The organism is Metabacillus endolithicus (assembly GCF_023078335.1).
GTDB lineage: Bacteria > Bacillota > Bacilli > Bacillales > Bacillaceae > Metabacillus > Metabacillus endolithicus.
Map to the genome: position 1 here is coordinate 1,971,560 of NZ_CP095550.1, position 25,273 is coordinate 1,996,832.

The 25,273-nt window shown below is 37.2% G+C and carries 21 protein-coding genes and 2 pseudogenes; 6 read left to right on the forward strand and 17 right to left on the reverse strand.

Annotation, left to right across the window (positions count from 1 at the left end):
* Positions 1-23: 23 nt before the first annotated feature.
* The 3 genes from MVE64_RS10385 to MVE64_RS27755 all read right to left on the reverse strand — a co-directional run bounded on the left by MVE64_RS10385 (position 24) and on the right by MVE64_RS27755 (position 5,297).
* Positions 24-2,366 (reverse strand): glycoside hydrolase family 95 protein, encoded by a 2,343-nt coding sequence (locus tag MVE64_RS10385; protein ID WP_247346238.1) that lies wholly within the window; start codon positions 2,364-2,366, stop codon positions 24-26.
* Positions 2,367-2,454: 88 nt separating this feature from the next.
* Positions 2,455-3,978, reverse strand: a complete 1,524-nt coding sequence (locus tag MVE64_RS27750) for a glycoside hydrolase family 3 C-terminal domain-containing protein (RefSeq protein ID WP_345740828.1) — start codon at positions 3,976-3,978, stop codon at positions 2,455-2,457.
* Positions 3,978-5,297, reverse strand: a complete 1,320-nt coding sequence (locus MVE64_RS27755) for a glycoside hydrolase family 3 protein (RefSeq protein ID WP_345740795.1) — start codon at positions 5,295-5,297, stop codon at positions 3,978-3,980. Before MVE64_RS27755 ends, MVE64_RS27750 begins: the two co-directional genes overlap by 1 nt.
* 349 nt (positions 5,298-5,646) lie before the next feature.
* On the opposite strand from MVE64_RS27755, the gene MVE64_RS10395 reads away from it, so the two are divergent.
* From MVE64_RS10395 to MVE64_RS10410, 4 genes and pseudogenes are all read left to right on the forward strand, one after another.
* Positions 5,647-7,374, forward strand: a complete 1,728-nt coding sequence (locus tag MVE64_RS10395; protein WP_247346241.1) for a cellulase family glycosylhydrolase — start codon at positions 5,647-5,649, stop codon at positions 7,372-7,374.
* Between the two features lie 614 nt (positions 7,375-7,988).
* Positions 7,989-8,297 carry a PadR family transcriptional regulator gene (locus tag MVE64_RS10400; RefSeq protein WP_098797116.1) on the forward strand — a complete coding sequence of 103 codons (309 nt, stop codon included), beginning with the start codon at positions 7,989-7,991 and terminating at the stop codon, positions 8,295-8,297.
* A gap of 18 nt (positions 8,298-8,315) precedes the next feature.
* Positions 8,316-9,501, forward strand: a pseudogene (locus tag MVE64_RS10405) (chromate transporter).
* Between the two features lie 194 nt (positions 9,502-9,695).
* Complete coding sequence (locus MVE64_RS10410; RefSeq protein ID WP_247346244.1) at positions 9,696-10,517, forward strand: STAS domain-containing protein; 822 nt, start codon at positions 9,696-9,698, stop codon at positions 10,515-10,517.
* 126 nt (positions 10,518-10,643) lie between these two features.
* On the opposite strand, the gene MVE64_RS10415 is transcribed toward MVE64_RS10410, so the two are convergent.
* The 3 genes from MVE64_RS10415 to MVE64_RS10425 all read right to left on the reverse strand — a co-directional run bounded on the left by MVE64_RS10415 (position 10,644) and on the right by MVE64_RS10425 (position 13,025).
* A complete protein-coding gene (locus MVE64_RS10415; RefSeq protein ID WP_247346247.1) occupies positions 10,644-10,982 on the reverse strand; it encodes a DUF1048 domain-containing protein in 339 nt (112 codons plus the stop codon).
* 13 nt (positions 10,983-10,995) lie between these two features.
* Positions 10,996-11,322, reverse strand: a complete 327-nt coding sequence (locus MVE64_RS10420; protein ID WP_231308334.1) for a PadR family transcriptional regulator — start codon at positions 11,320-11,322, stop codon at positions 10,996-10,998.
* Between the two features lie 233 nt (positions 11,323-11,555).
* A complete protein-coding gene (locus MVE64_RS10425) occupies positions 11,556-13,025 on the reverse strand; it encodes a SulP family inorganic anion transporter (protein ID WP_247347028.1) in 1,470 nt (489 codons plus the stop codon).
* A 264-nt stretch (positions 13,026-13,289) separates the two neighbouring features.
* On the opposite strand from MVE64_RS10425, the gene MVE64_RS10430 reads away from it, so the two are divergent.
* Both MVE64_RS10430 and MVE64_RS10435 read left to right on the forward strand, forming a co-directional pair.
* Entirely contained in the window at positions 13,290-13,709 is a 420-nt protein-coding gene (locus MVE64_RS10430; protein WP_247346249.1) for a universal stress protein, read from the forward strand.
* 124 nt (positions 13,710-13,833) lie between these two features.
* On the forward strand, positions 13,834-14,310 hold the full coding sequence (locus MVE64_RS10435) for a hypothetical protein (RefSeq protein ID WP_247346252.1): 477 nt from the start codon (positions 13,834-13,836) through the stop codon (positions 14,308-14,310).
* A gap of 136 nt (positions 14,311-14,446) precedes the next feature.
* Here MVE64_RS10435 and MVE64_RS10440 read toward each other — a convergent pair.
* The 11 genes and pseudogenes from MVE64_RS10440 to prfB all read right to left on the reverse strand — a co-directional run bounded on the left by MVE64_RS10440 (position 14,447) and on the right by prfB (position 25,191).
* Positions 14,447-15,657: pseudogene (locus tag MVE64_RS10440) on the reverse strand (PDZ domain-containing protein).
* 32 nt (positions 15,658-15,689) lie between these two features.
* Positions 15,690-15,917, reverse strand: a complete 228-nt coding sequence (locus MVE64_RS28120) for a swarming motility protein SwrAA (RefSeq protein WP_425593986.1) — start codon at positions 15,915-15,917, stop codon at positions 15,690-15,692.
* Complete coding sequence (locus tag MVE64_RS10445; RefSeq protein ID WP_247346254.1) at positions 15,857-16,039, reverse strand: hypothetical protein; 183 nt, start codon at positions 16,037-16,039, stop codon at positions 15,857-15,859. Before MVE64_RS10445 ends, MVE64_RS28120 begins: the two co-directional genes overlap by 61 nt.
* A gap of 140 nt (positions 16,040-16,179) precedes the next feature.
* Positions 16,180-17,640: a S41 family peptidase gene (locus MVE64_RS10450; RefSeq protein WP_247346257.1), complete on the reverse strand. Its 1,461-nt coding sequence runs from the start codon at positions 17,638-17,640 to the stop codon at positions 16,180-16,182.
* 185 nt (positions 17,641-17,825) lie between these two features.
* A complete protein-coding gene (locus MVE64_RS10455; protein WP_247346260.1) occupies positions 17,826-19,112 on the reverse strand; it encodes a murein hydrolase activator EnvC family protein in 1,287 nt (428 codons plus the stop codon).
* A 60-nt stretch (positions 19,113-19,172) separates the two neighbouring features.
* Positions 19,173-20,063, reverse strand: a complete 891-nt coding sequence (gene ftsX / locus MVE64_RS10460; protein ID WP_247346262.1) for a permease-like cell division protein FtsX — start codon at positions 20,061-20,063, stop codon at positions 19,173-19,175.
* On the reverse strand, positions 20,056-20,742 hold the full coding sequence (ftsE, locus tag MVE64_RS10465) for a cell division ATP-binding protein FtsE (protein WP_121663619.1): 687 nt from the start codon (positions 20,740-20,742) through the stop codon (positions 20,056-20,058). The genes ftsX and ftsE overlap by 8 nt, the downstream gene beginning before the upstream one ends.
* Before the next feature lie 251 nt (positions 20,743-20,993).
* A complete protein-coding gene (locus MVE64_RS10470) occupies positions 20,994-21,929 on the reverse strand; it encodes an HD-GYP domain-containing protein (RefSeq protein WP_247346265.1) in 936 nt (311 codons plus the stop codon).
* Positions 21,930-22,045: 116 nt separating this feature from the next.
* Positions 22,046-22,384, reverse strand: coding sequence for a cytochrome c551 (gene cccB, locus MVE64_RS10475; protein ID WP_247346268.1), 339 nt, complete (start codon positions 22,382-22,384; stop codon positions 22,046-22,048).
* A 68-nt stretch (positions 22,385-22,452) separates the two neighbouring features.
* Complete coding sequence (locus MVE64_RS10480) at positions 22,453-23,313, reverse strand: YitT family protein (RefSeq protein ID WP_231309797.1); 861 nt, start codon at positions 23,311-23,313, stop codon at positions 22,453-22,455.
* 776 nt (positions 23,314-24,089) lie between these two features.
* Positions 24,090-25,191 (reverse strand): peptide chain release factor 2 gene (prfB, locus tag MVE64_RS10485; RefSeq protein ID WP_247346270.1). Its coding sequence is split into 2 segments (ribosomal slippage): positions 24,090-25,118 and positions 25,120-25,191, totalling 1,101 coding nucleotides; the frame shifts between segments, so codons are not numbered across the junction.
* Positions 25,192-25,273: the final 82 nt, after the last annotated feature.

Sequence of the window (25,273 nt, forward strand, 5' to 3'; positions counted from 1 at the left end):
CCTCCTATTCTAGTTTTTTATTCTTACGCTAATGAAACCTTTATTTTTGAATTTCTATCTACTTTTATTGAATTTGTCGTAAGAAATGTTCCTTCTTTATTTTCAATCTTAATTTGTTGATTCCTATAGGAAACTTTTACATCCGTTTGTTTCGTAGACGTGATTTCTGCTAGTGTTAGTTGTCCATCCGCCCATTCAATCGTTACTTCAAATCCACCTCTTGCTTTTAATCCGCTAACTCTGCCGTTTTTCCAAGCTGGTGGCAGTGCAGGTAATAATTCGATTTCTCCTAAATGACTTTGAACCAGCATTTCAGCAATTCCTGCCGTACCACCAAAATTCCCATCGATTTGAAAAGGAGGGTGATCATCGAAAAGATTTGGATGTGTGGATCTTGCTAGTAATGTTTGCAAATAGTCATGTGCATTTTTAGAATCATGAAGGCGAGCAAATAAATTGATAAGCCATGCGCAGCTCCACCCAGTGTGTCCTCCACCATTTTCTAATCGATAGGTCAAAGAGTTTCTCGCAGCTTCAACTAAGTTTGGAGTTTGTTTGCTATTTATTTGATTACCAGGATATAGTCCATATAAATGTGAGACATGTCGATGACCGGGTTCATACTCTGCAAAATCCTCGATCCATTCTTGCAATCGTCCATTCTTGTTTATTTTGAACGGTACTAAGCATTCTAGAGCATCCATCACTTCTTCATGGAAATCTTCTTCACTAGTCAATTGTTTGCTGGCCTGCAGACAATTTTGAAATAACTCTCTCATTAACGTCATATCCATTGTAGAAGCATAAGAAACAGCAGTTGGTTGGCCGTCATATGTTAGAAATTTATTTTCCGGTGATGTGGAAGGATTTGTTACTAAATAGCCTTCAGGTCCTTCTATTAACCAATCCAAGCAAAATTGTGCAGCGTCTTTCATCAATGGGTACGCCTTTTCTTCTAGGAATTTATTGTCTAATGTAAACAGATAATGCTCCCATAAATGACTTGCCAGCCATACCCCTGCCATTGGCCAGAAAGCCCAAGAAGCCTGGCCTGAGGTTGGTGTAGACATTCTCCATAAATCCACATTATGATGAACAGCAAAACCTCGAGCACCGTATAATTCTTTCGCAGTCTTTTTACCTGTAATACTTAAATCTTCTATTAAATCAAAAAGAGGCTCATGGCATTCTGTTAGGTTACATACCTCTGCTGGCCAATAATTCATTTCCGTATTGATATTCGTTGTATAGTCACTATTCCATGGTGGTTGAATAAACGGATTCCAAATTCCTTGAAGATTTGCTGCCTGAGTTCCCGGTCTTGATGACGAAATTAATAAATATCGACCATATTGAAAATACAACGCTTCAAGTGCAATATCATCACGCTTCGTTTTATAGATTTCAAGTCTTTCGTTTGTTGGGAGTTTTTCATAGTCTTGTTCATTATCTAAAGATAATGAAACACGATGAAATAAACTTTGATAATCAGTTAAATGACGATGTTTTAATTCCTCATAGTCCAAAAGATTTGCGTGGGTGATGATATTCTGACATTGCTTTTCTATACTAGATAAATCCGGATCTGGAGCTTCATTAAACTTTGTAAAGTTCGTTTTCGCTGTTAAAAGTAACATCACTTCATTGTCACCAGAAATCTCAAGAGCGTCGTCTGATATTGAGATTTCACCCTTATTCGTCTTTCCTTGTATATGAATTTGAAATCTTAAACCTCGAGAATCGTCATAAAGAATTTCTCCTGGATTTTTTACAGAAATCGGACTTTGTCCACGCAGTATTAAGGATTTGTCTTTGCCTTCGTTTTTTTCATGTGGATGTAATGAATCTAGGTGAATTCTCAAACTAATAGGGGAACATTCCTGACCGTAAGATTTTACTCTTATCGCAAGAACCTGATCTGGGTGACTTATAAAGGCTTCTCTCCTATATGTAACACCATTTATTTTGTATTCCGTCAAAGCAACGCTTGTTTGTAAATCTAGTTCACGTCGATAATCTGTAACGTCTCCTTCAACAAGATGTTCAATATGCAAATCACCTAAGGGCTGGTATGCTTCACTATCTACTCCTACCATCTTGCTTTCTATTAATTGTTCAGCTTCAGCATATTTCCCAGTAAAGACAAGCTCTCTTACCTTATCTAAAGTAAGATTAGCTTGTTTATTACTATTTTCACCTGGTTCACCTGACCATAATGTATCTTCATTCAATTGAATTTTTTCAGCCTTTGTTCCACCGAAAACCATTGCTCCTAACCGCCCATTTCCCAACGGAAGTGCTTCCTCCCATTTTTCTGCAGGAGCTTTATACCATAATTTCAAATCATTCTTTTTGGTGTACTCCATACTTTCACCCCATTTTTTCAAAAAAGGTCAGTAGGCACTTGCTGCCAGCCTGACCTTTTCACATATATATCTAATAACCTCTCTATTACTACGAAATAAATCGGAAGTAACTTAGAAATACCTCACCCTTACATACAAAATAAATCTTAGTATGTTCAGTCGTTTCTTTGATAGAAACAGCTCCTGTTACAGTCTGCCAATTTTGGATTCCCCCAGTGTTATGAACAAGGAGCTGACCGATTTTTTCTCCTTGAGGATGTTCTAGATGGATATCAATTTGTGTTGTTTCTGAGATATTAGATACACGAGCTTCAATAGATTGTATACCTTTACTAAAATCCACATCGGAGAACATCATCCAGGAACCTAGTTTCGTTTGAACGGAATGCCCGCCCTCTTTGCATTCATTAATTATAACGTCTTGATAGTCATCATAGTTTTCCGCTCTTGTATTGATATACAAATTACGTGAAGGAATCACCTCACCATTTACTTTGAGCTTTTCTTGTAACGAAATATCAGCTGATGATCGACCAATCATAAACTCATATTCCCCAGTTTCAACACAATGCTTATCTCTAGTCACATCCCAAACGGCTAAATCACTAGCTTTTACTTTTAGCTCGATATCTTTTGTTTTTCCCGCTTCGATAAAAATTCTTTCAAAACCAATTAGTTGTTTAAGTGGTCTTTGAAATCGAGAGTGTAGTGAACGAAAATACAGCTGTACAACCTCATCACCTGAGAGTGTGCTAGTGTTTTTCACTTTTACTGTTACGGTTACCTCACCATGTTCATTGATTTCTCTTTCACTAAATTTAAAATCACTATATTCAAATTGGGAGTAAGATTTCCCATGGCCAAATGGATATAATTCATTTTCATCAAAGTACATATACGTTCGCTTACCTTTGATAATATCGTAGTCTAATAGATCGGGTAATTGATCTACCGAACGATACCATGTCATATTTAGACGTCCTGCTGGATTGTAATCTCCAAATAACACATCACTTATTGCATTTCCTAGCTCTTGCCCCCCATGTGATGTATAGAGAACCGCAGGAATATGCTTCTCTACCCAATTGATCGCAAACGGATAGCTTCCGATCACAACAACTACTGTATTTCGATTCACTTTATAAACTTCTTGTATCAGTTTTTCCTGAGCCTCAGCTAATGTAATATCAGGACGATCGTTTTCTTCCTTCCCATTCACAACCGGGTTATTTCCTACAAAAACAATGGCAACATCAGATTCTTTTGCCGCTTTAATTGCTTCTTCCATTCCATTTTCAATAATTTCTTTCTCAAGTACAGAAGAATGGGCTGCGTCTGTTCCTTCAGATACCTTAAGCTTTTTTTCTTCATCTAAAACAACGGCTTGATTATTCCATGTAGACAGCTTAAATTCGTTTTGGCTTTCTGGTTGTAAGTGAAGAACTTCTTTTACAAACCATCCGTAAATCTCATCAGCAGAGGCTGCTATGTTTTGATCATCTGCACTTGTTACATATTTACCATTATCAAGTGAACGAGCTGTATAGCTACCCCATCCCCAATCGGAAAGCTCAAACTTTGCTGCTTCTTCTTTGTTTTTTCTATTTGCGATTAACGGCTGTTTTCATCTGCTCCTAAGCCAACAAATTCACCGCCATTTTTCAGAACGATTTTATCATTCCCACTATGAAATGTTACCTGTTTACCTTCTATCTTATTTTTAATGCCCTCATAAGGAGTAATAGTATATGGAAAGTCCCCTGAATACCAATCACGATAGACAATGTTTCCGAGTGGCCCTATTACTGAAACCTTATTTATCTTTTCCTTATTTAGAGGCAACATATTATGTTCATTTTTTAATAGAACAATAGACTCTTTAGCTGCTTGAGCCGACACCTCAGCGTGTTTTTGGTCACAAATCACTGATTGGGATATAGCTGAATATGGGTTATTTTCAGCAGGATCAAATTCTCCTAAACGGAAACGAACTCTGAATGTATTTCGTAAGGCAACATCAAGATCATGTTCATTTACTAATTTCTTTTCTAACGCTTCAAAGATTGCTTTTGTTGTTTCATCGAAGTCATCTGTCATACTGTCTATTCCATTTTTAATGGCTTCAGCTACAGATTGTGCATGATGATCATAATATCCATGATCGCGCACAACTCCCAACAGGTCGGCTGCATCACTTACAACGAACCCATTCATTCCCCATTGTTCTTTCACGATTTCTTTTACATAAGGATGAAGAATCGCTGGCGTACCATTAATCGAGTTATATGCTGTCATCATGGAGTAAGCACCGCCTTCTTTAAAAGGCGCTTCAAATGCTTTCAAATAATACTCATGCATATTTCTCGGATCAATACTAGCCGAACAGCTTCCACGGTCAATTTCATTATTGTTCGCTAAGAAGTGCTTTAATGTGGCAACAGCTTTGAAGAAAAACGGGTGATCACCCTGAATTCCTTTTACAAGTGATGATGTTAGCTTGCCTGTTAAATAGGGATCCTCACCATATGCTTCTTCTGTTCTTCCCCAGCGCGGATCTCTTTCCATATCAACGGTAGGAGCCCATAGAGTTAATCCATTTACTTCCGGATTTTTCTTATAAAAAGCTCTAGCTTCGGTACTAATAACATCCCCAACTTCTTTCAATAATGACTGATTCCACGTGCAAGCCAGTCCAATTGTTTGTGGAAAGGTTGTAGCTTTACCAAGCCATGCCATACCATGAGCCGCTTCAGTACCTTGCTTATGTGCATGTATTCCCAAGCGTTCAATAGCCGGCTGATATTGACACATTAAATTCACCTTCTCTTCTAAGGTGAATCTTGAGATCAGATCATTTACTCTTGTTTCTAAAGGTAGATCAGGATTTTGAAAAGGAAATTCATAACTCTTTTTTTCTACTGTTTTTTCCATCATCTTCTCATCCTCGCTATATTTTCATTTGTTAGTATTCAGCAATAGGAAACGGTTACAAAAACAAAGAACATATGTAAACGCTATCTTTACTCTATCATCTACTCCTTACTGTTAAACACCCTAATTATTATTGAAATAATCCATTGTAATTTAGAGATATTGGAAAAAAACTTCATCCAAACGCTATCTAATAATGGAATTACTTCATGAAAACACATCTAATTTTCCATGTATGAACACTTAGCTTGTTTTGCTAACATATTTTTGTAAACGTTTACAGTTTAGTTTTGGAGGTGAATTGGTATATTGGAGTTCTGTTAGTCTACTAAAAATGGAGGCGAGTTAAATGAGGTTCTTCAAGTTATTATTATCAGTTGCTTTATTAATCAGTGTAACAATCCCTACGGTTGGTTTTGCTAAAGAAAAAGCTAAATCAACATCACCAGCCTATGATATTGTAAAATACGCAAATAGTATGCAGCCGGGTTGGAATTTAGGAAATACGTTTGATGGCTTTGATACAAATAAGGTTGTTCTTGATGAAACTGCTTGGGGAAACCCACAGGTTACAAAAGACCTGATTAAAAAAATTAAGAAACAAGGTTTTAATAGTATCCGAATTCCAATTACATTTGACACTAGATTAGGAGATGCCCCAGACTATACGATCAATCCTCAGTTTCTAAGCAGAGTGGATACAGTGGTAAATTGGGCACTAGATGCAGACTTAAAAGTGATGATCAACATTCACCATGATTCATGGAGCTGGGTTGCCAATGGCATGCCTTGGGATCATGATCCTACCGTCATGAAATTCAATGCGATTTGGACACAACTCTCTGAGCATTTTAAACATTATCCATCAGATTTAATGTTTGAAAGTCTAAATGAACCACAATTTTGGGGAGATGGCGGAGATGCTCAAGGTCAACAATTTTTAAATGAACTTAATGATTCATTTTACGAGATTGTTAGAAGCTCTGGAGGAAAAAACAATACCCGTGCGCTTGTTATCCCTACACTTCATACTAATTTTGAAAAGCAAGAACTCGTAGATAACCTGTATAACTGGATTCATGAAAAAGAAGATCCATATATCATCTCAACTGTTCATTATTATGGGTACTGGCCTTTTAGTGTGAATGTTGCAGGAACCACTACTTTTGACGAACAATCAAGAAATCATATTACTGAAAACTTTGATCGAGTCTATGACAAATTTACTTCTAATGGAATTCCTGTTGTGATTGGAGAGTTTGGATTATTAGGCTTTGATCAAAATACTGGTACCATTCAACAAGGTGAAAAATTAAAATTTTTCGAGTATATGATCAATTATGCTGAACAAAAAGGACTTATCCATATGCTTTGGGACAATGGACAGCATTTTAACAGATCAACACTACAATGGAATGACCCTCAATTATACGACATGATGAAAGCTAGCTGGAAAGGTCGTTCTTCAACAGCTGACACTGATTTTATCTTCTTAAAACAAGGCGAACAAACAACAGACGTTACAAGAACGCTAAACTTAAATGGCAATAAATTCGTTTCGCTAAAGCAAGGCAAAAAACGTTTAGTTCCCGGAAAAGACTACACCCTAGATGGCAACAAACTCACCCTAAAAGCAAGCTTTCTATCCAAGTTCACGTCAAACAAATTAGGAAAAACAGCGGTTTTAACGGCAAAGTTCAATAAAGGTGCAAATTGGACCTTCACTATCTATCAGCATGATACACCTGTTGCAAGTGACGCTTCAGGTTCTACTAGTGATTTTGCCATTCCAATGCAGTTTAATGGTGACCAACTAAAAACAATGGAAGCAGTCTATACAGATGATGCTAGTGCAGCTGGACCACAGAACTGGACATCTTACAAAGAATTTGGATATGCATTTGCTCCTAACTATGAGAGCAATACGATCACATTTCCGTATGGAAACGAACGGTTCTTCAATGAAATCGAGAATCATCGTGAAGTAAAGCTTACATTCCATTATTGGAGTGGAGAAACAGTAACATATCTTATAACCAGAAGTGGAGACAATGTTGTGGGAACAGCGGTAAAATAAATTTGCAGAACTCAGAGGTTACCACTAATCGGTAACCTCTTTTGCAGTGTAAACAAATATTACTTAACACTACTACATATAAACATCGAAGCATCTTGATTCATAAAAATACGCTGTCCATGAGAAATGTCTTAAGTTCAACTATAGATAACAACCTTCTCCACAATTTTATAATTATTTAGGATATATTGATTATGAAGTCCAATAAACGAAGCAAAAATAATACCTAAACCTTATCAAGGTAGATTTATCTACGATTACGGAGAGTTTATCTTCGATTATCAGAGTTTATCTACGATTTTCTCTATTTTATCTTCGATTCTACAAATTACTACAAATTTCGCCACCTCTGAAAACATCAAAAAGAATTGTCCCAAGTATCAAAATCTATTTACTATCATTTTTCTTATTTTACTTTTTATATTCTTTGCTCGAAAACTTCATATAACGCTTCATTGTTATGAGATTTTATATAAGACTATTAGTATCAGCACCAACGTTAAGAATTTGTAAATATGACGACAAAGTATTGCAAATGTTAATATCATGTTGTAGACTTTCGTTATCGAAAACCGATATTGTGTATTGATATTGAACTTTTCAGAGGTGATGATTTGGAAGACAAAGTTTTACGCAAACTATTTCTTGGTTTTATCCACATTCACATTTTGCATCATGCCAAAGACCACCCTATTTATGGAGTTTGGATGGTCGAAGAATTAAGAGAGCATGGCTATAATATCAGTTCTGGTACTCTTTACCCCATTCTACATTCTATGGAAACTGATGGGTTACTAGAAAAAGAAGAAAAAAATGTTGCGGGGAAAATTAGAAAATATTACACAACGACCGAAAGAGGAAATGAAGTCCTAGTAGAGGCTAGAAAGAAAGCTTACGAGTTATTCAAAGAAATAAAAGATTAATAAAAGAAGGTGAGTTTGATGAAGAAAAAAATAAGTTTTAAGGCACTTTTGGAAATACTTTTTATTTCTACAAGACTTGGTTTAACGTCATTTGGAGGACCTGTAGCTCATTTAGGTTATTTCCACAATGAGTATATTCGAAGAAGAAAATGGCTGGATGAAAAAAGTTATGCTGATTTAGTTGCCCTGTGTCAGTTTCTACCAGGTCCAGCAAGTAGCCAAGTAGGTATTGGAATTGGTGTCATGCGAGCTGGAGTCTTAGGAGGAATTGTCTCATTTATCGGTTTTACATTGCCATCGGTTATCGCTCTTATTGTATTTGCATTAATTCTTCAAGGTATAGATGTTGCAGATGCAGGCTGGATACATGGGTTAAAAATTGTAGCCGTTGCGGTTGTTGCACATGCTATTGTGGGAATGGCACAAAAGCTTACTCCTGACTTAAAGAGAAAAACACTCGCTTTATTAGCATTAGTGAGTACCCTTTTATGGCAAACAGCCTTCACGCAAGTTGGAGTTATTCTTATTGCAGCTTTTATCGGATTTTTATTGTATAAAGAAAATAATGATAGTGATGATGCTGATTTACAAGTACCTATTTCAAAACGTTTTGCACTAGTGTGTTTATCATTGTTTTTGGGGGCTTCTTGTCCTTTTGCCAATCCTGAGAGAAACAACAGCTTTAAATTGGATTGCAATGTTCGATAGCTTTTATCGTTCAGGTTCTTTAGTATTTGGTGGCGGCCATGTTGTTTTACCATTATTAGAACGTGAATTTGTGCCAACAGGATGGATGACAGAAGAAGCTTTCTTAGCTGGATACGGTGCTGCACAAGCAGTTCCTGGCCCCCTATTTACTTTTGCTGCCTATTTAGGAGCAGTGATGAACGGCTGGCAAGGAGGCCTTTTAGCCACAATCGCGATCTTCTTACCAGCATTTTTATTAATTTTTGGTACACTTCCATTTTGGGACACTTTACGTCGAAATCCTAAAATCAAAGGAGCCTTAATGGGAGTAAATGCAGCAGTAGTTGGAATTTTAATTTCTGCCTTTTATCAACCAATCTGGACGAGTTCCATTTTAACTCCAATTGATTTTGCCTTTGCTGCGATTCTTTTTACCATGTTGGTGTATTACAAGCTATCACCTTGGATCATTGTCATTGTTAAATTTATTGGCGGATCATTATTAACACTAATATAAACAGAAAAGGACCTCACCTTTGTGGGGTTCTTTTTCCTATTATAACAACGAGCAGCTGATAATTTACGTGAATAGGACCAATGTCTTTCTGTTGTAATTTAGGTCAAAGAATCGTTTATTTTTCTTAAAGCCTATAATAAAATGTATATAGGCAGTGGAATTCAAAAAATTCAAAACATATTGGGGGGAGTGCAGTGGAATTCTTCTACCATGAATCATATCATTTAAAAGATTTTTTTGAGAAAAACCTTCATAACTTTGAAGAATTGCTTCTTTCTGAAGCTGTTAATGTAAAAGATATGATTGATGATATTTTACATATTGGAAATATTGATTTAGTTAATAATGCTAAGAAACTTGTTTTCTTTATTATTGACCAAAAAGAAAAAGAACTTCGACAGTTTGCCAAACATGAAGGTATAGCTTGGGCCACGCATTCAATTGATCTATCATTTAAATTAGAGTGGATACAAGCCATTCGTCGCACAGTTTGGTTCCTAATTAAAGAGTATAACAAGTTAACAAATGAAAAAGTTATTGAAAACTTTTTTACTCTTGAAAAAGAAGTAAATGATCAAATCGATGATTTTTTAAATGCTTTCTTTATTAGTTACTCTACATATAAGGATTCTTTGATTAAGGCACATAGAGAGTTGGTCGAAAACCTATCTGTACCAATAATCCCAATCAATTCCTCCGTTTGCATATTACCACTAATTGGTGCCATTGATGAATTTCGCACTAATATCTTAGAAGAAAAAGTACTAACTGAAATTGGAGTGCTACGCATTCAAACGTTAATTATTGATTTATCTGGAATTGCCGATATGGAGATTGATGTGATCGAACATTTATTAAAGATAATAGACGGTGCGAGTATGATGGGGTGTAAATCAGTTATTACTGGTTTACGAGTAGAAGTAGTTAGAAAAATGATCCACCTTGGTATCTCATTTGAACATAAATCAAAAACATTAGGAACACTGCAACAAGCTTTAAGTGAATATTTAAGTTAATTAGACTTAAGGGAGGAGGATTTTATCATCCTCCTCTTCTTTTTAGTATACATTTTCTAACGTTAGCGCAGATGAAACTTCTTTTGGGTTTCTAAACTTAATAAGTCTAATGGCTAGGTAAAACCCTTATCCACGACCAATCGTATCGTTCAACTTCGTGCGATACTTATCCGACCACGTTTTCGTGTCCTTCACTAATTCGTCGCAAAAAGTGGCCACGTCCTCACCTGTGAGGTCAGTAACTTTCTTGCCTTCCGCTGCACCTTCCTCAAAAAGGTCGATTATTCCATTAAAGATACGGCTGCATTCCTTCCAATCAGTAGGACCACCCGTTGTCCACATATACTTTTGAATGGCTTTATAAGCATGATGGTACTCACTTGGAAGAGCCTTCGCACGTGCCTCCATCGCTCTCCATTCTCGCTTGTCTTCCAGACTTCCGATCATTTTTTCAATTATATTCATATGAAATCTCCTTTTATTTTACTTTTGTTTTGAGTTCGTTAATTTTACTCGAGACAAATTCCCATTTTCTCCAAAAGGTTTCCAGATGCTCTTGACCTGCTGCGTTGAGTGTATAAAATTTTCTCGGCGGTCCCATATTGGATGGCTTTTTCTCAATATCCACCAGATTGTTTTTCTCAAGCCGCATAGTAATCGTATAAACTGTGCCCTCTACCACATCAGTGAAGCCAAGTTCTCGCAGCTGTTGTGTGATTTCATAGCCATAAGTTTCTCCACGACTGATGATTTCAAGCACACAGCCCTCAAGCACTCCTTTCAGCATTTCCGTTATATTTTCCAAAGCATTCCCTCACTTGTGTTTCGATTTCAACTTCTTTTTTCACAGGTACCTTGTGATACAGATATTTAGTATTACTGACTACCGGTATATAGTAACGCAGAATAGCTTCACTTGTCAAGGGTTGAACTTCAAGCAATAAAGCCTGTTATTAAAGGTTTTCATAGGCGTTGTTTTAACAGATTTTCACGTCAAATAAAAAAACATCAAATCGTTTCGATTTGATGTTTTTATCATTAATGGTTGGCTACTTTGGTTAAACCGCCTGGCTTATTATGAACAGAGATTTTTTCCATTAATTTGTTACTCTCTGTATTCACACCAATCAGGTTAACCTTCACTCCATTTTGTTGATATTTAATGATGACTTTATCAATAGCACCCACTGCCGAATCATCCCAAAGGTGAGCATTTGTTAAGTCTAAATCAATTTCTTTCACATTTTCTCTATAATTAAAGCTTTCAACAAATTCACTAACAGAAGCAAAAAATAATTGACCAGACACACGATAGATTTTCTTGCTAGATTGACCTGAGGATAAGCTTGTAATCTTCACCTTAGAGATCTTAGATGCAAAGAAAATCGCACTTAAAATAATTCCAACAAGAACACCTTTTGACAAGTCATGTGTCATAAGAACCGTGACCACTGTTACAACCATAACAATCGTATCTGTTAATGGTACCTTATGAAGGGTTTTTAATGATGTCCAGTCAAATGTTCCAATTGATACCATAAACATAACTCCTACAAGAGCAGCCATTGGAATTTGTACTAATAAGTCATTAAGTAGTAGAATGAGGATCATTAAAAATACCCCAGCCACTAAAGCAGATAAACGACCTCTACCACCTGACTTTACATTAATGACAGATTGCCCAATCATCGCACAACCAGCCATTCCACCGAAAAATCCTGAAACGATGTTTGCAATACCTTGCCCACGTGCTTCTTTATTTTTGTCACTGCCTGTATCAGTCATATCATCTACGATTTGAGCCGTTAATAATGACTCAACTAAACCTACAATGGCAATTGATAAAGAATATGGGAAAATGATTTGTAATGTTTCAAAAGTAAAAGGAATATCAGGTATTAAGAACATAGGTAAAGTTTGAGATAACTCACCCATATCTCCTACCGTTCCTACATTACTTCCCGTCATTACAGCAATAATTGAAATCACAACAATTGCTACTAAAGGCGATGGCAAAACCTTTGTAAAACGAGGTAAAATGTAAATAATTGCAAGAGCACCTACAACCATAGAATACATCGGCCATGATTCACCTACAAAATGAGGCAATTGTGCAGTAAAGATAAGGATAGCCAAAGCATTTACGAAGCCTGTCATAACCGAACGAGGCACGAATTTCATCAGTCTGCCTAATTTCAAAATCCCCATAACGATTTGAATAATACCAGTTAGAATGGTTGCTGCAAGTAAATACTGCAATCCATAGTCAGCAACTAATGTTGTCATAAGCAAAGCCGTCGCACCAGTTGCAGCTGAAATCATTCCGGGACGTCCGCCGACAAATGCTATTGTAACTGCAATACAAAATGAGGCATACAAACCAATCATAGGATCAACACCCGCAATAATTGAGAATGCGATAGCCTCAGGAATTAAAGCTAGTGCTACAACAATACCTGACAAGATGTCTCCTCTGATATTTCCAAACCAAGAATATTTAGTTGTCATATTCTCCAAAAAAATCCTCTCCCTTTTCGCTATTATTTTTTAATGACTTTCAACTCTCATGAAAGTCGGGTCCGTTGTTAACAAAAAGCATTATAAATGATTTTTCAAGTATTGTGAAATAGACAGTAAGCGTATACATTTATCATATACTCTTTATTTCTCTATTTTTCTACTTCATGCAACTTAATATCAATATTTGTGTCGGTAAATTTTTACTTATCATATAATATCCTAATAGTAGGAGGTATATAGGAGGTATATAGAATGTATAAAAGAATAGTATTAGCTTCTGACGGCTCGGAACATTCAAAACGTGCAGCCGAAAATGCCATTCATATTGCTCAATATAGTAAAGGATCCAAAATTGATGTTGTTTACGTCGTTGACCCCGATCGAGCTAAATCAGATGTTCTTAGCAACTGGAACTCTGTAGATATTAACGATTATCGTAAAAAACGAATGAAGGAGGTTGAAAAAAAAGCACTGCAAGCCGGAGTATCATATGAAATGAAGATTCTGCACGGTGAACCTGGACCAACAATTGTTAAATATGTAAACGATAACAATATTGATCTTGTTGTGATCGGGAGTCGAGGGTTAAATAGACTTCAGGAGTTTGTCTTAGGAAGTGTCAGTCATAAAGTAGCCAAAAGAGCTAATTGTCCTGTGTTGATTGTGAAGTGAAAGAAAATCCACTTTCCTTTAAAAAGCTATTTAAGATTAGATGTTAATGAATTGAAAATTTTAATGAATGATTTTCATCTCTCTTAAACAAACTACCCTTATCAGCTATAAGGATGGATAAGAGATGAAAAATGTAGGGAAGTTAGAATCAGTTATGTGGAATATAGCATTGCCTGGATTCAGTCAATTACTAACAGGCCACTATGTTAAAGGCATTTTTTTTATTCTTTCAGAAGTAATCATTAACCTTAATAGTCATTTTAATCTTGCCATTATGTTTAGCTTTTTAGGGGAATTCGAACAGGCATACTCTGTTACAGATTATCAATGGTTATTATTTTATTCATGTTTATACTTTTTTGCGATGTGGGATGGCTACAAAACCGCAATGCCTCCAGGAGAACAGTTTTCATTTCTTCCATTCGTTTTTTCAGCTTATTTAGTTACAGTGGGGTTATTTTATTGTGGTGAATTAAAATTATTTGGTCATTTAATTGGACCAGTATTTATGCCTATGCTCTTTGTAATTCCTGGCTTAGTTCTCGGATTCACTTTTAGGTATATTATCTTAAAAATAGCAAAAAGAAGAGGTATAGTTTAATCTCTGTCCTTTTCTGTTTTCAATAGATATCAAACAGAACAAACTACTCTATATAAAAATAGAGAAACGACATAATCGTTTCTCTAAAATTACACAGTCATATGATGTTTCATTTGATAGAATTAGGAACTTACTATTAAACAGCCTCATTCTCCCACTTCTTCTTAGCTTCCTGCACAAACAAAATCCCTAGCTCATGATGCTCACCATCATACAGTGCTCTTTGTGCATAACGAATTTCTCCGTTAAAATTAACTACTTCAAGCTTACAAAATGCTCGGTTTTTCTGGAGAGCCTGATAGACCTCGTCCACTGTTTTAACAGCATACCCATTAACCTTTGTTACCATTTCACCGACTTGGAGGGTCATTTTTTCTGCTGGTGAATGTGGAAGGATGCCTAGTATCATCAAGCCATGATCTCGTTTTGAAAAATAAAATGCAGCGGAATCATCGTTCAGTCGCTGGCGGATTGTGATGAATTCACGTCCTACCATTGCAACAAACACAGCGATAAATGCCGCCGGTGTAAACCAAATACTTGCTACTGCCATGAATAGGGTCAACACACCAAGCCAGATAACCCGTTCTCCCGTCACCTTCATACTTTCTTTAGGCAGCGAGCCTTGAACTCTTTGATGGAATCCAAGGAAAAATGGAATAAACAGCAGTAAAAACGGCTCTCCGTTAATAGATAACACTGGCCACCAAGGTAGTGCTGAGGTTAACGTACCACCCGGAACAAGTAACAGCAACGGAAGCATCCACGTTCGTTTTGCTTGATGATTTCCAATTGGCAAACCTCTTGTACTTGTTTTTAAAAACGGAGACGTTTGGATATGTGCTGTGCGGAAAATAAGAATTCCTTCAACTATGACTAATAAGCCAGCTAGAATGCTGAGTGAAGCAAAGCTTGTCTCAGATAATCCAACAAAAAAAGAACCATCTGGAATAAAGGTTGCTGCTAGCAATGTTAATCCCACTGTAAAAGCAGCTGACATCCATCGCAGCTGAAATGTAAGGCCAACAAGCGCTGTAATAATCGCCATGAGGACAACGGTTCCAAATGGCAGACTTAAGCCTAATGCAAAAGAAAAGACAGAGACAATCAGTCCCAACACAATTCCTTTTGTATACGTAAACTTCATTTCATTATAAATATCAAACACACGAATATGAAAAGAATTTCTTTCTTGCTTAACACGAAGATAGCCATAGGCAAATGTTAAAAGGAAAAAAGATAAAAGAGCGGATGGATAAAGAAGCGACCGGCTGCCCATAGCAACTCTAGTAACCAATCATCGATCAAAACAGAATCCCACCTTACTGTTTCTATTAGGTTAATCATATTTTAACATCTCGGTGGAAAATTTAGTATGCTTATTTTAAGTTGTTCCAAATACAAGTGTTAGAAAGTGAAAAATCACTAAAGCATTCATCTTCCTCAATACCTAAAATAATCACAATCGTTTTAATCGATTTTTTTATATCTGAAAGAGAAAGCGAAAGTCGCTTATGATTTTTTAGTAAATAAGAAAAAAATGCTTTTACACATTCTTGATCGATCTGCTGTATTTTTTTGATGCTTGTGTAATTGGCAATATACATACTAAACAACCGAACAGGCTTACTAGAAATTTAGTGTGAAACTTATGTTCAGAGCTGCTTTCCATTAGCTCAGTTAAAAACTCCTGATACACCTGCTCCTTTTGTAAACTGGAATTTCTCATGGTTAACCTCCTAAGTTTCACCGATATATTATATAAGTTCGAACATAGAGGCTTTTTTTCGTCCTTAGCTTGGCTTGTTGTCAGGCACTAATTCAAAAAATCAGATTTTAACATGATGTTACCCCTGATTAATTAAACGTTTATTTAAACAACGATTTTATAGCCATTTTCAACTGAACATCGTTGTCTTCTTTTCCTCGAAGCTCTACTACCTTTTGATTTAAAGTGTCTGCTGTTTGCAAATCAATTTTCCCGCTGATTGGAAGCTCATTTGTTTGCTGGAATGCTTTTACGGCATTTTCTGTTGCTTTACTAAAGTAGCCGTCCTCTCTTCCAGGTTCAAAGCCTAAGCCTTTTAACGCAAGCTGTGCTGTTTTAATTTGGTCATTATTCATATCAAACGTTAACGCCTTTTCAATTTGTAAAGGGCTTGCTTGATATAGTGCCGGCTGTTCTACTTTAATTGTCGGCTCCACACCTTTTTTGTGTATCCAATTGCCTTCAGGCGTTAACCATTTGTAGAGCGTTAACTTGATATTGCTGCCATCTCCCATCGGAACAGCCTGCTGTACCGTTCCTTTACCAAACGAAGTTACACCAACAATATCATATCCTGATGCTTCTTTTAATGCACCTGCTAAAATTTCTGAAGCAGAAGCACTTCCTTTATCAATTAACACAGACACAGGATAGTCTTTTTTCTCAGAAAGCTTAGAGAAATAACGCTTTTTATCTCCATTGCGTTCTTGAATTTGGATATAAGGGTGATCCTTCGTCACAAACTCTTTTAAAATTTCTTCAACACTTTGTAAGTAGCCGCCAGGATTTCCACGAACATCTAACACAAGTCCTTCAATATTGTCTTTTTCTAATTTTGTTAAGGTTTCTTTAAAGTCTTGTGCAGTATTTTCAGAGAACGAGGTAATTTGGATGTAACCCACCTTTTTCCCTTGATAATCCTTTGTTGAACCGAACACTGTTTCTAAAGGAATTTCATCACGAACAACATCAAATGTTAATTTTTCTCTTGTGTTCGGACGAACAACCTCAATCGCGACTTTTGTTCCTTTTTTTCCGCGAATTTTTAACACAGTTTCGTGTAAATCAAGGCCTTCAACATTTTCTCCATCAATGCTCACGATTTGGTCATTTGGCTGAAGACCTGCTTTTTCAGCAGGAGAGCCTTTAAATGGTGAAACAATTGTTACTCTGCCTTCCTGCATGCCAACCTCAGCGCCAATTCCTTCAAAGGAGGAATCAAGTGATTGTGAAAACTGCGCTGCTGTTTCTTTGTCCATATATACAGAGTATGGATCTTCAAGCGTTGAAAGCATACCCTGAATTGCGCCTTCTAATAGTTCCTCTTCATTAACATCCTCAACATATTTCGTTGAGATTAATTCAAGAGCTTGCTTAAACTTATCAAACCCTTCAATTTCAGATGCTTGTTCTTCTTCAGATTGAAACACATTCCCAAACGTTGGGATCGCTTCAGCTTCCTTAGGTGCTGGATCTTCCGTAAGCTCTAATCCTACAAACATTCCACCTGCGCCAACGAGTACGCCAAGTGCTAGTAAAAATGCTGTGATTTTCTGATTCATCCTTTACCTCCTCATGCCAATATAGCCAGGTTTATGTAATTCATTTTGTAAGTAGACTTTTCCTATTATATGTAAAGCTTGGTCATATCATGTAAATAAAAAAACGAAATCTAGCGGAAGGTTTGAAGTTAAACGAAAAGCCTCTAAAACATATGATGTTTTAGAGGCTTTCTATGTGGGTAATATTATGGTAAATAGTCCAATGGATTAACAGAGCTTGAAGATCCGTTCCATGGTCCTTTATGAATTTCAAAGTGTAAATGCTGTCCTGTTGAACGCCCTGTATTTCCCATGATGCCAATTTGCTGACCTTTTGAAACAGATTGTCCTGATTTAACATAGAATTGTTCCATGTGAGCATAAACAGTTGTGTAAACTTGCCCATTAATTTTATGAGAAATGTACACTACATTTCCGTAACTGCTAGAATAGTTGGCACGTATTACTGTACCTCCTGCTGAAGCCACAATTGGAACATCAGCACTGTTGGCAATATCAATACCAGAGTGCAGCTTCTTACCACCTGTTACAGGGTGAATACGGTAGCCATATCCTGATGTAAATGAACCGGACGCAGGCCACATAAAGCTTCCACTTGTCACAGCAGGTGTTTGTGAAGATGAACTGTTGCTTGAGCTTGAAGAATTTGAGTTAGATTTATTAGCTGCTGCCTGTGCTTTTCGTTTAGCTTCCGCAGCTGCTGCTTCACGCTGACGCTTTTCTTCAGCTTCGATTGCTGTTTTTTGCTCTTCTAAAAATGCTGCTTCATCTTCTAACTCATGCATTTCATGAATGGCTTCATCATGCTGTACTTGAACTTGGGCCATTAGCTCTTCTTTTTTCTTCTTTTGACCAGCTAACTGCTGTTTAAGAGTTTCTAATTGTGTTAGAGCATTTTCAAGTTCTACTAATTTCTTATTTAGATCTGCCTCTGCTTGCTCTAACGTTTGCTTGTCAGCTTCATGTGCTTTAATAATTTCACGGTCAGCTTCCACAATTGTTGTGACCGCATTAACACGTCCAACAAAGTCTCCAAAGCTTTGAGCGCCTAGAAGCACATCTAAATAACTAATCACACCGCCAGATTCTTGTAGCGTACGAGCACGATCTTCTAAAAGCTTATTACGCTCAGCAATACGAGCTTTCACTTCTTCAATTTTTACTTTTAATTCTTCAATTTGCTTTCTGGATTCTTCGATACTTGCTTCTTGTTCACGAATTTTCCCGTTCGTTTCAGCAAATTGCGTATCGATTTTTTTAATTTCTTCATCTAATTTCACTTCTTGATCTTTAAGCTCAGAGATTTCACTTTCCTTTTGATCAAGATCCGTTGATACGTCAGATTGTTTTTTCTCTATTTCTTGCTTCTTTTCCTGTAACGTTTGAGCGAAGCCAAGGTGGTGATTAGGTAGTAATAAAGTGCTTGTCCCTAAAACAGCAGCCAAGCTAAACGTCATTAGTTTTCGATTCATCTTGTTTCCTCCCCAACGTTATGTAAAAACTAGTAAACTAGCAATAAAAATATTGCTAGTTTACACTTTTAAAAACTTACGAACAGACATTAAACTTCCCCAAATTCCAATTAACGCACCGATGAACAATAGAAGAGCTGATATTTGGAAAAGGAATGGACTTGACGGTAATAACTCAACAAATGATCCTTGAAGCTTAGGAATCGCCCATGTGTATAGGGATTTATAAACAATACCAATTAAAATAATCGGAATCACTGCACCAAACACACCTAGGAATAAACCTTCAAGGAAGAATGGCCAACGAATAAATCCGTTTGTTGCCCCTACAAGTCTCATAATCTCAATTTCATGTCGACGAGCAACGATTGTAATTTTAATCGTATTTGAAATTAAGAACATGGCAGTAAAGATTAGTCCGATGATTAAGCCAATTCCAATATTACGAGAGATCGAAATCACATCAAATAATTTTTCAACCTGGTCTTGACCGTATCTTACCTTAGAGGCATTAGCCAATTTCGTAATCTTCTCGGCTAAAGCACTCGTATCATTTGGATCCTTTGCTTTTACAATAAACACGTCATTTAACGGGTTATTTTGTTCAAAAAGTTGGAATGACTTTCCTTCTTCTCCTAAGCTTTCAACAAGATTTTCTAGCTCTTTTTCTTTAGGAGAGAAAACAACGGTATCAACTTGTTCTATTTTTTCTATTTCACTCTTAAGAGCATTTTGCGCTGCTTCATCTGCTGTTACATCGATCAATACACGAATCTCAACATCATTTTCAAGATTAGATGCAACATGGTTAAGATTCATCATGATGACTAGGAATGTTCCGACTAAGATCAGCGTCACAGTCACCGCACTGATCGATGCAAATGTCATCCATGTATTTCTTGCTAAACTCTTTAAGCTTTCACGAATATGACGGCCAAGAGAATTAGTCATAAATACCATACTCCCCTCTTGCTTCGTCACGCACAATCCTACCATCCTCGATTGCGATGACACGCTTTTTTAACGTGTTCACGATTTCTTTGTTATGTGTAGCCATCACAATCGTTGTTCCACGATCATTGATTTCTTCAAACAAGTGCATGATTTCCCATGATGTATCAGGGTCAAGGTTACCCGTCGGCTCATCGGCAATCATTACTGCTGGGTTGTTCACAATCGAACGCGCAATCGATACACGCTGCTGCTCCCCACCTGATAATTCATTTGGGAAAAATCTAGCTTTATGTTTTAGTTGAACTAAGTCTAGTACATCTAGTACTCTCTTTTTAATATTTTTAGGGTTTTCACCAATAACTTCTAATGCAAATGCAACATTTTCAAAGACTGTTAGCTTCGGTAAAAGTTTAAAATCCTGGAAAACGACGCCGATATTACGTCTTAATAAAGGGACCTTGTTTTCCTTAAGCTTAGATAAATCCATACCGTTAATAATGATTTTTCCGCTTGAAGGCTTCTCCTCACGGTACATCATTTTAATAAACGTTGATTTACCCGCACCACTTGGTCCAACAACATACACAAACTCACCTTGGTTGATCATTATATCGATTCCGTTAACGGCTAACACACCGTTTGGATACGTTTTATATACTTCGGACATTTCTATCATAATAAACCACCTAAAGTTGTTTTTTGATTCTATGTCACTTTTTGTCGTTAATTGTCGATAAAGTAGACATAGTAATTCCTTGTCTCTAAAACTACAAAATTTATTATAACATCAATTTTCGTCAAGAATAGACTAAATTATATTACATTTTCATTTCATGTCTGTTAATAGGTGTCGAAACGTTGTAATATAAGGAATTTTTTTAGGAGAGGTTGGAATAAAGTAACAAGAAAAAAACACCAAAAATATCTTCAGTGTTCTTTTTTCATGAGGTGATATTTATTTTTTTCAACGTATGTAATAAAGGCATCAGCAATAGCTGGATCAAACTGCGTTCCTTTGCTTTTCTTTATTTCAGCTAGTGCTGCTTCAATATTTTTCTTCCCTCGGTAGACCCTACTCGTTGTCATCGCATCAAACGCGTCGGCAACTGCGGCAATACGGGCCAGATACGGAATTTCTTCACCTTTTAGACCATTAGGGTAACCCTTGCCGTCATATCTTTCATGATGGTGTAATATGATATCTAAGATGCCTGTGTCTTTATAGGTTGATAGGTTTTTTAGTGTTTGGTATCCAACGCTCGGATGATCCTTTATTGCGTTGTATTCTTCTGCTGTTAGCTTATCTTTTTTATTTAGAATGGCTTCGGGGATAGAAATTTTCCCGATATCATGCAATAATCCACCCAGATACACACTTTTTACCTTTTGTTCGGGTAAGCCTAATTCCTCTGCGATCATTTTGGCGTAGTAGGCAACATTTTCTGAATGCATAGCGGTATATTGGTCCCGGGAGTCTAACAGCCTTGAAAAAGACGCTGCTAATTCAACATTCACCTGTTGTTGACGGATGTAGCTTGATACTAGAACAGAAATAGCTGCACCAACGATAAAATAGTAAACCCACACTAAGAAATAGGAGTCAATATAGGGGATACTATCAGGAGCTAACAAGTACCTCGCTAACGTAACAAGTCCACTCTGCATGAGTAAGACAATCAAACTTTTATAAATTAAACCGAGCAGAATCATTACTAGCATTAACAGTACAACAACAAATCTGCCATAGGGGGCTTTATCAGCTGTGAAAAGGATAAAGCCGCTGATGATATAAAGAACCCATCTAAATTTAGAGAGCGTTACCAATAATGGGTTTATAGAAGAAGTATCATGGTATATATTCATTCTTGTCTCCTTGGTAAAAATTTCTTAAAATTTAGTATACTACAAAATATGACAAAATCACTAAAATAGTGCGCTACCAACTAAAAAAAGGATAACCATTAGGCTATCCCTTACACTTATTTCTTTTCAGCTAACCAAGCAGCCACAACTTCAGCATCTGCTTCATTCAAAATTCCCTTAGGCATACCACCTTGACCGTTGATGATGATGCTTGCAATTTCATCCTGACTGTATTTTGCTCCAACTTCAGTTAGCTTTGGACCTGCTCCACCTTCGAGTTCACGACCATGACAGCCGATACAGCTTTTTTGAAAAATTTCTTCAGCATCTCCACTCGCTGTTTCTGTTGTGCCTTCAGTTGTATCTGCCGCTTCATCAGCAGGTGCCTCTTCTCCACCACATGCTGATAAAACAAACACAGACCCTAATAATAAGGCGAATAATTTCGTTTTCAAAGGTATTCCTCCTTGCACCCAAATTTCATTATGTAAAAAGAGTCAATTCAAGGATTATTATAACCTATCTACACTCTTTTGAAACCTTCACCAAGCACCTCAGAAGCATCTGTAACTGTCACAAATGCGTGCGGATCGATACTTCGTACCAGTTGTTTCAATTTTGTGAATTCCGTTTGATCAACTACACACATGAGGACTGGTCTCTCATTATTTGTGAACCCGCCATGTGCTGCAAGTCTAGTAACGCCACGGTCGATTTCGGTGAGGATCGCATCCTGAACCTCGGCCTGTTTGTTTGTAATAATCATCGTCATCTTCGAACGCCCGAGACCAATTTGCACAATATCAATCGTTTTGCTCGTCACATATAAACCAACTAAAGCATAAAGTCCTCTTTCAATATCAAAAACGAATGCTGCTGATAGAACGATTAGACCATCAATAAGTGCAACACAAGTACCAAGTGACAGACCTGTGTATTTATGAATGATTTGCGCAGCTAGGTCAGTTCCACCTGTTGACGCTTTGCCCCGGAATACGATACCGAGGCCAAGTCCTATACAAATTCCTCCGAAAAGAGATCCTAGTAGAGGGTCCATTGTTGCTGGCTCCCAGTTTCTTGTTAGGTAAACGACTAGTGGGACAAAAATGGTACCAATGAGAGTTTTGATCCCAAATTGCTTTCCTAGTAAAATAACACCGGCAATAAATAGTGGTATATTAAATGCCCACTGAACATAGGCCGGCTCAAAACCAAACGTCGCATCAAGGATCGTACTAATTCCACTCACTCCACCAGATGCAACCCGGTTTGGCAGTAAAAATAAGTTGAATCCAATCGCAACAAACGATGAGCCAACTAGTATGTAGACGTACTCAAGTATCTTTTCTAATGTAGGATTATATGTATCATTTCTTTTTCGCATATTCATTGCTTTGTTACCCTCCTTTTTAAACAATGCTATCCTTGCCCTAGATGAGTATAGCACCCGTGATTTTATCTGTGAATAACACCTAAATAACGTGGTAACGAGGTAAAGAAATTAAGTGGTGGTGGGATTTTTTTTAGTGTTTGCTATTGTGGGGGAAATTATGGGGGTGGTGGTGTTTTTGTGTGGGGGCGAGTTTGTATTGCTGCGGGTATGAAGTACATTTGACTGGCTTGGCCCGGTGGTTTTGGTCTTCATCTTCTTTATGAAGTATATTTGGCTTGCTCGGACTGCTCGTTTTGGTCTTCATCCCCCTTATGAAGTACATTTCGCTTGCTCGGACTGCTGGTTTTGGTCTTCATCCCCCTTATGAAGTACATTTCGCCGGCTCGGACTGCTGTTTTTGGTCTTCATCTCCTTTATGAAGTACATTTCACTTACTCGGAGCGCTCGTTTTGGTCTTCATCTCACTAATGAAGTAGGTTTTGCTTGCTCCGGATGCTTGTTTTGGTCTTCATCTCACTTATGAAGTACATTTCGTTTGCTTCGGCTGCTGGCTTTGGTCTTCATAAAACTAAAAATATGATTTCTTTTTCAAATAGTCTTTTAAGTGAGTCTCTTTTAAAGTTAAACCGTTCTTTCTGCTACTATATCTAGCTTCACTCACTCAAATTAATATAAATCAACAAATTTGATAAAGAAAAAACGCCCAGAACTGACTGCCCTCCTTGTAAAAAGGAGCAATCAAACTCTGAGCGATTTTCATCACTATATTATTGAATCTTCGAACGTAAATACGCGTCAATAAACGGATCAAGCTCTCCGTCCATAACAGCATGAACGTTTCCGATCTCTGTGTTTGTACGGTGGTCTTTAACCATGGAATACGGGTGGAAAACATAAGAACGAATTTGGCTTCCCCAACCTATATCTTTTTGCTCACCACGGATTTCAGCAAGCTCTGCTTCTTGCTCTTCAATACGCTTTTGATAAAGCTTTGCTTGAAGCATTTTCATTGCGCGTTCACGGTTTTTAATCTGTGAACGTTCCGTTTGACACGTTACAACGATGTTAGTTGGTGTATGGGTAATACGAACAGCTGAGTCTGTTGTATTGATATGCTGACCGCCGGCACCACTTGCACGGTACGTATCAACTTTCAGGTCTTCTGTACGAATTTCAATGTCGATTTCTTCATTAAATTCAGGCATAACTTCACAAGAAACGAACGAAGTATGACGACGGCCTGATGAGTCGAATGGAGAAATACGAACAAGGCGGTGTACACCTTTTTCAGCTTTTAAATAACCGTATGCGTTATGGCCCTTGATTAAAAGTGTAACACTTTTAATACCCGCTTCATCACCAGGTAAGTAATCAAGTGTTTCAACCTTGAAACCTTTTTTCTCTGCCCAGCGTGTGTACATACGAAGTAGCATTGAGCCCCAGTCCTGAGACTCTGTACCACCTGCGCCCGGATGAAGCTCAAGGATTGCGTTGTTTTTGTCATGTTGTTCGCTTAATAGCAACTGAAGTTCAAAGTCATTTAGCTTCGAAACTAAATCTTTTATTTCGGTAACTAGTTCTTCACGTAAATCTTCATCATCTTCTTCTTTAACAAGTTCATATGTTAATTGAAGATTTTCATATGATTCGTGAAGTTCGTGGAATTGGTCCACCATTTCTTTTAATGCATTTGTTTCATTAATAACAGCTTGTGCAGCGTTTTGATTATCCCAGAAATCGGGTGCGGTCATTTGCGCTTCAAGCTGTTGAATTCGTGCTTCTTTTATATCGAGGTCAAAGAGACCCCCTAAAGTCCGCTAAACGTTTAGCTGTTTTTTCGAGCTCTTGACGAATTTCTACTAATTCCATGAAAGTCACTCCATTTATATATTTATATTGAAAAGGTGCTAATCTTTATTCGCAACAAGAGAGAGGTGGTGGCACCTCTCTC

Coding starts and splice junctions, on each gene's coding strand:
- MVE64_RS10425 (WP_247347028.1), bottom strand. CDS start 13,025: ATGACAACTAAATATTCTTGGTTTGGAAATATCAGAGGAGACATCTTG.
- MVE64_RS10385 (WP_247346238.1), bottom strand. CDS start 2,366: ATGGAGTACACCAAAAAGAATGATTTGAAATTATGGTATAAAGCTCCT.
- MVE64_RS10450 (WP_247346257.1), bottom strand. CDS start 17,640: ATGAATCAGAAAATCACAGCATTTTTACTAGCACTTGGCGTACTCGTT.
- ftsX (WP_247346262.1), bottom strand. CDS start 20,063: ATGACTAATTCTCTTGGCCGTCATATTCGTGAAAGCTTAAAGAGTTTA.
- MVE64_RS28120 (WP_425593986.1), bottom strand. CDS start 15,917: ATGTATATTGCCAATTACACAAGCATCAAAAAAATACAGCAGATCGAT.
- MVE64_RS10430 (WP_247346249.1), top strand. CDS start 13,290: ATGTATAAAAGAATAGTATTAGCTTCTGACGGCTCGGAACATTCAAAA.
- MVE64_RS10395 (WP_247346241.1), top strand. CDS start 5,647: ATGAGGTTCTTCAAGTTATTATTATCAGTTGCTTTATTAATCAGTGTA.
- MVE64_RS10455 (WP_247346260.1), bottom strand. CDS start 19,112: ATGAATCGAAAACTAATGACGTTTAGCTTGGCTGCTGTTTTAGGGACA.
- MVE64_RS10445 (WP_247346254.1), bottom strand. CDS start 16,039: ATGAGAAATTCCAGTTTACAAAAGGAGCAGGTGTATCAGGAGTTTTTA.
- MVE64_RS10415 (WP_247346247.1), bottom strand. CDS start 10,982: ATGAATATAATTGAAAAAATGATCGGAAGTCTGGAAGACAAGCGAGAA.
- MVE64_RS10470 (WP_247346265.1), bottom strand. CDS start 21,929: ATGAATATATACCATGATACTTCTTCTATAAACCCATTATTGGTAACG.
- MVE64_RS10480 (WP_231309797.1), bottom strand. CDS start 23,313: ATGCGAAAAAGAAATGATACATATAATCCTACATTAGAAAAGATACTT.
- MVE64_RS10435 (WP_247346252.1), top strand. CDS start 13,834: ATGAAAAATGTAGGGAAGTTAGAATCAGTTATGTGGAATATAGCATTG.
- ftsE (WP_121663619.1), bottom strand. CDS start 20,742: ATGATAGAAATGTCCGAAGTATATAAAACGTATCCAAACGGTGTGTTA.
- MVE64_RS27755 (WP_345740795.1), bottom strand. CDS start 5,297: ATGGAAAAAACAGTAGAAAAAAAGAGTTATGAATTTCCTTTTCAAAAT.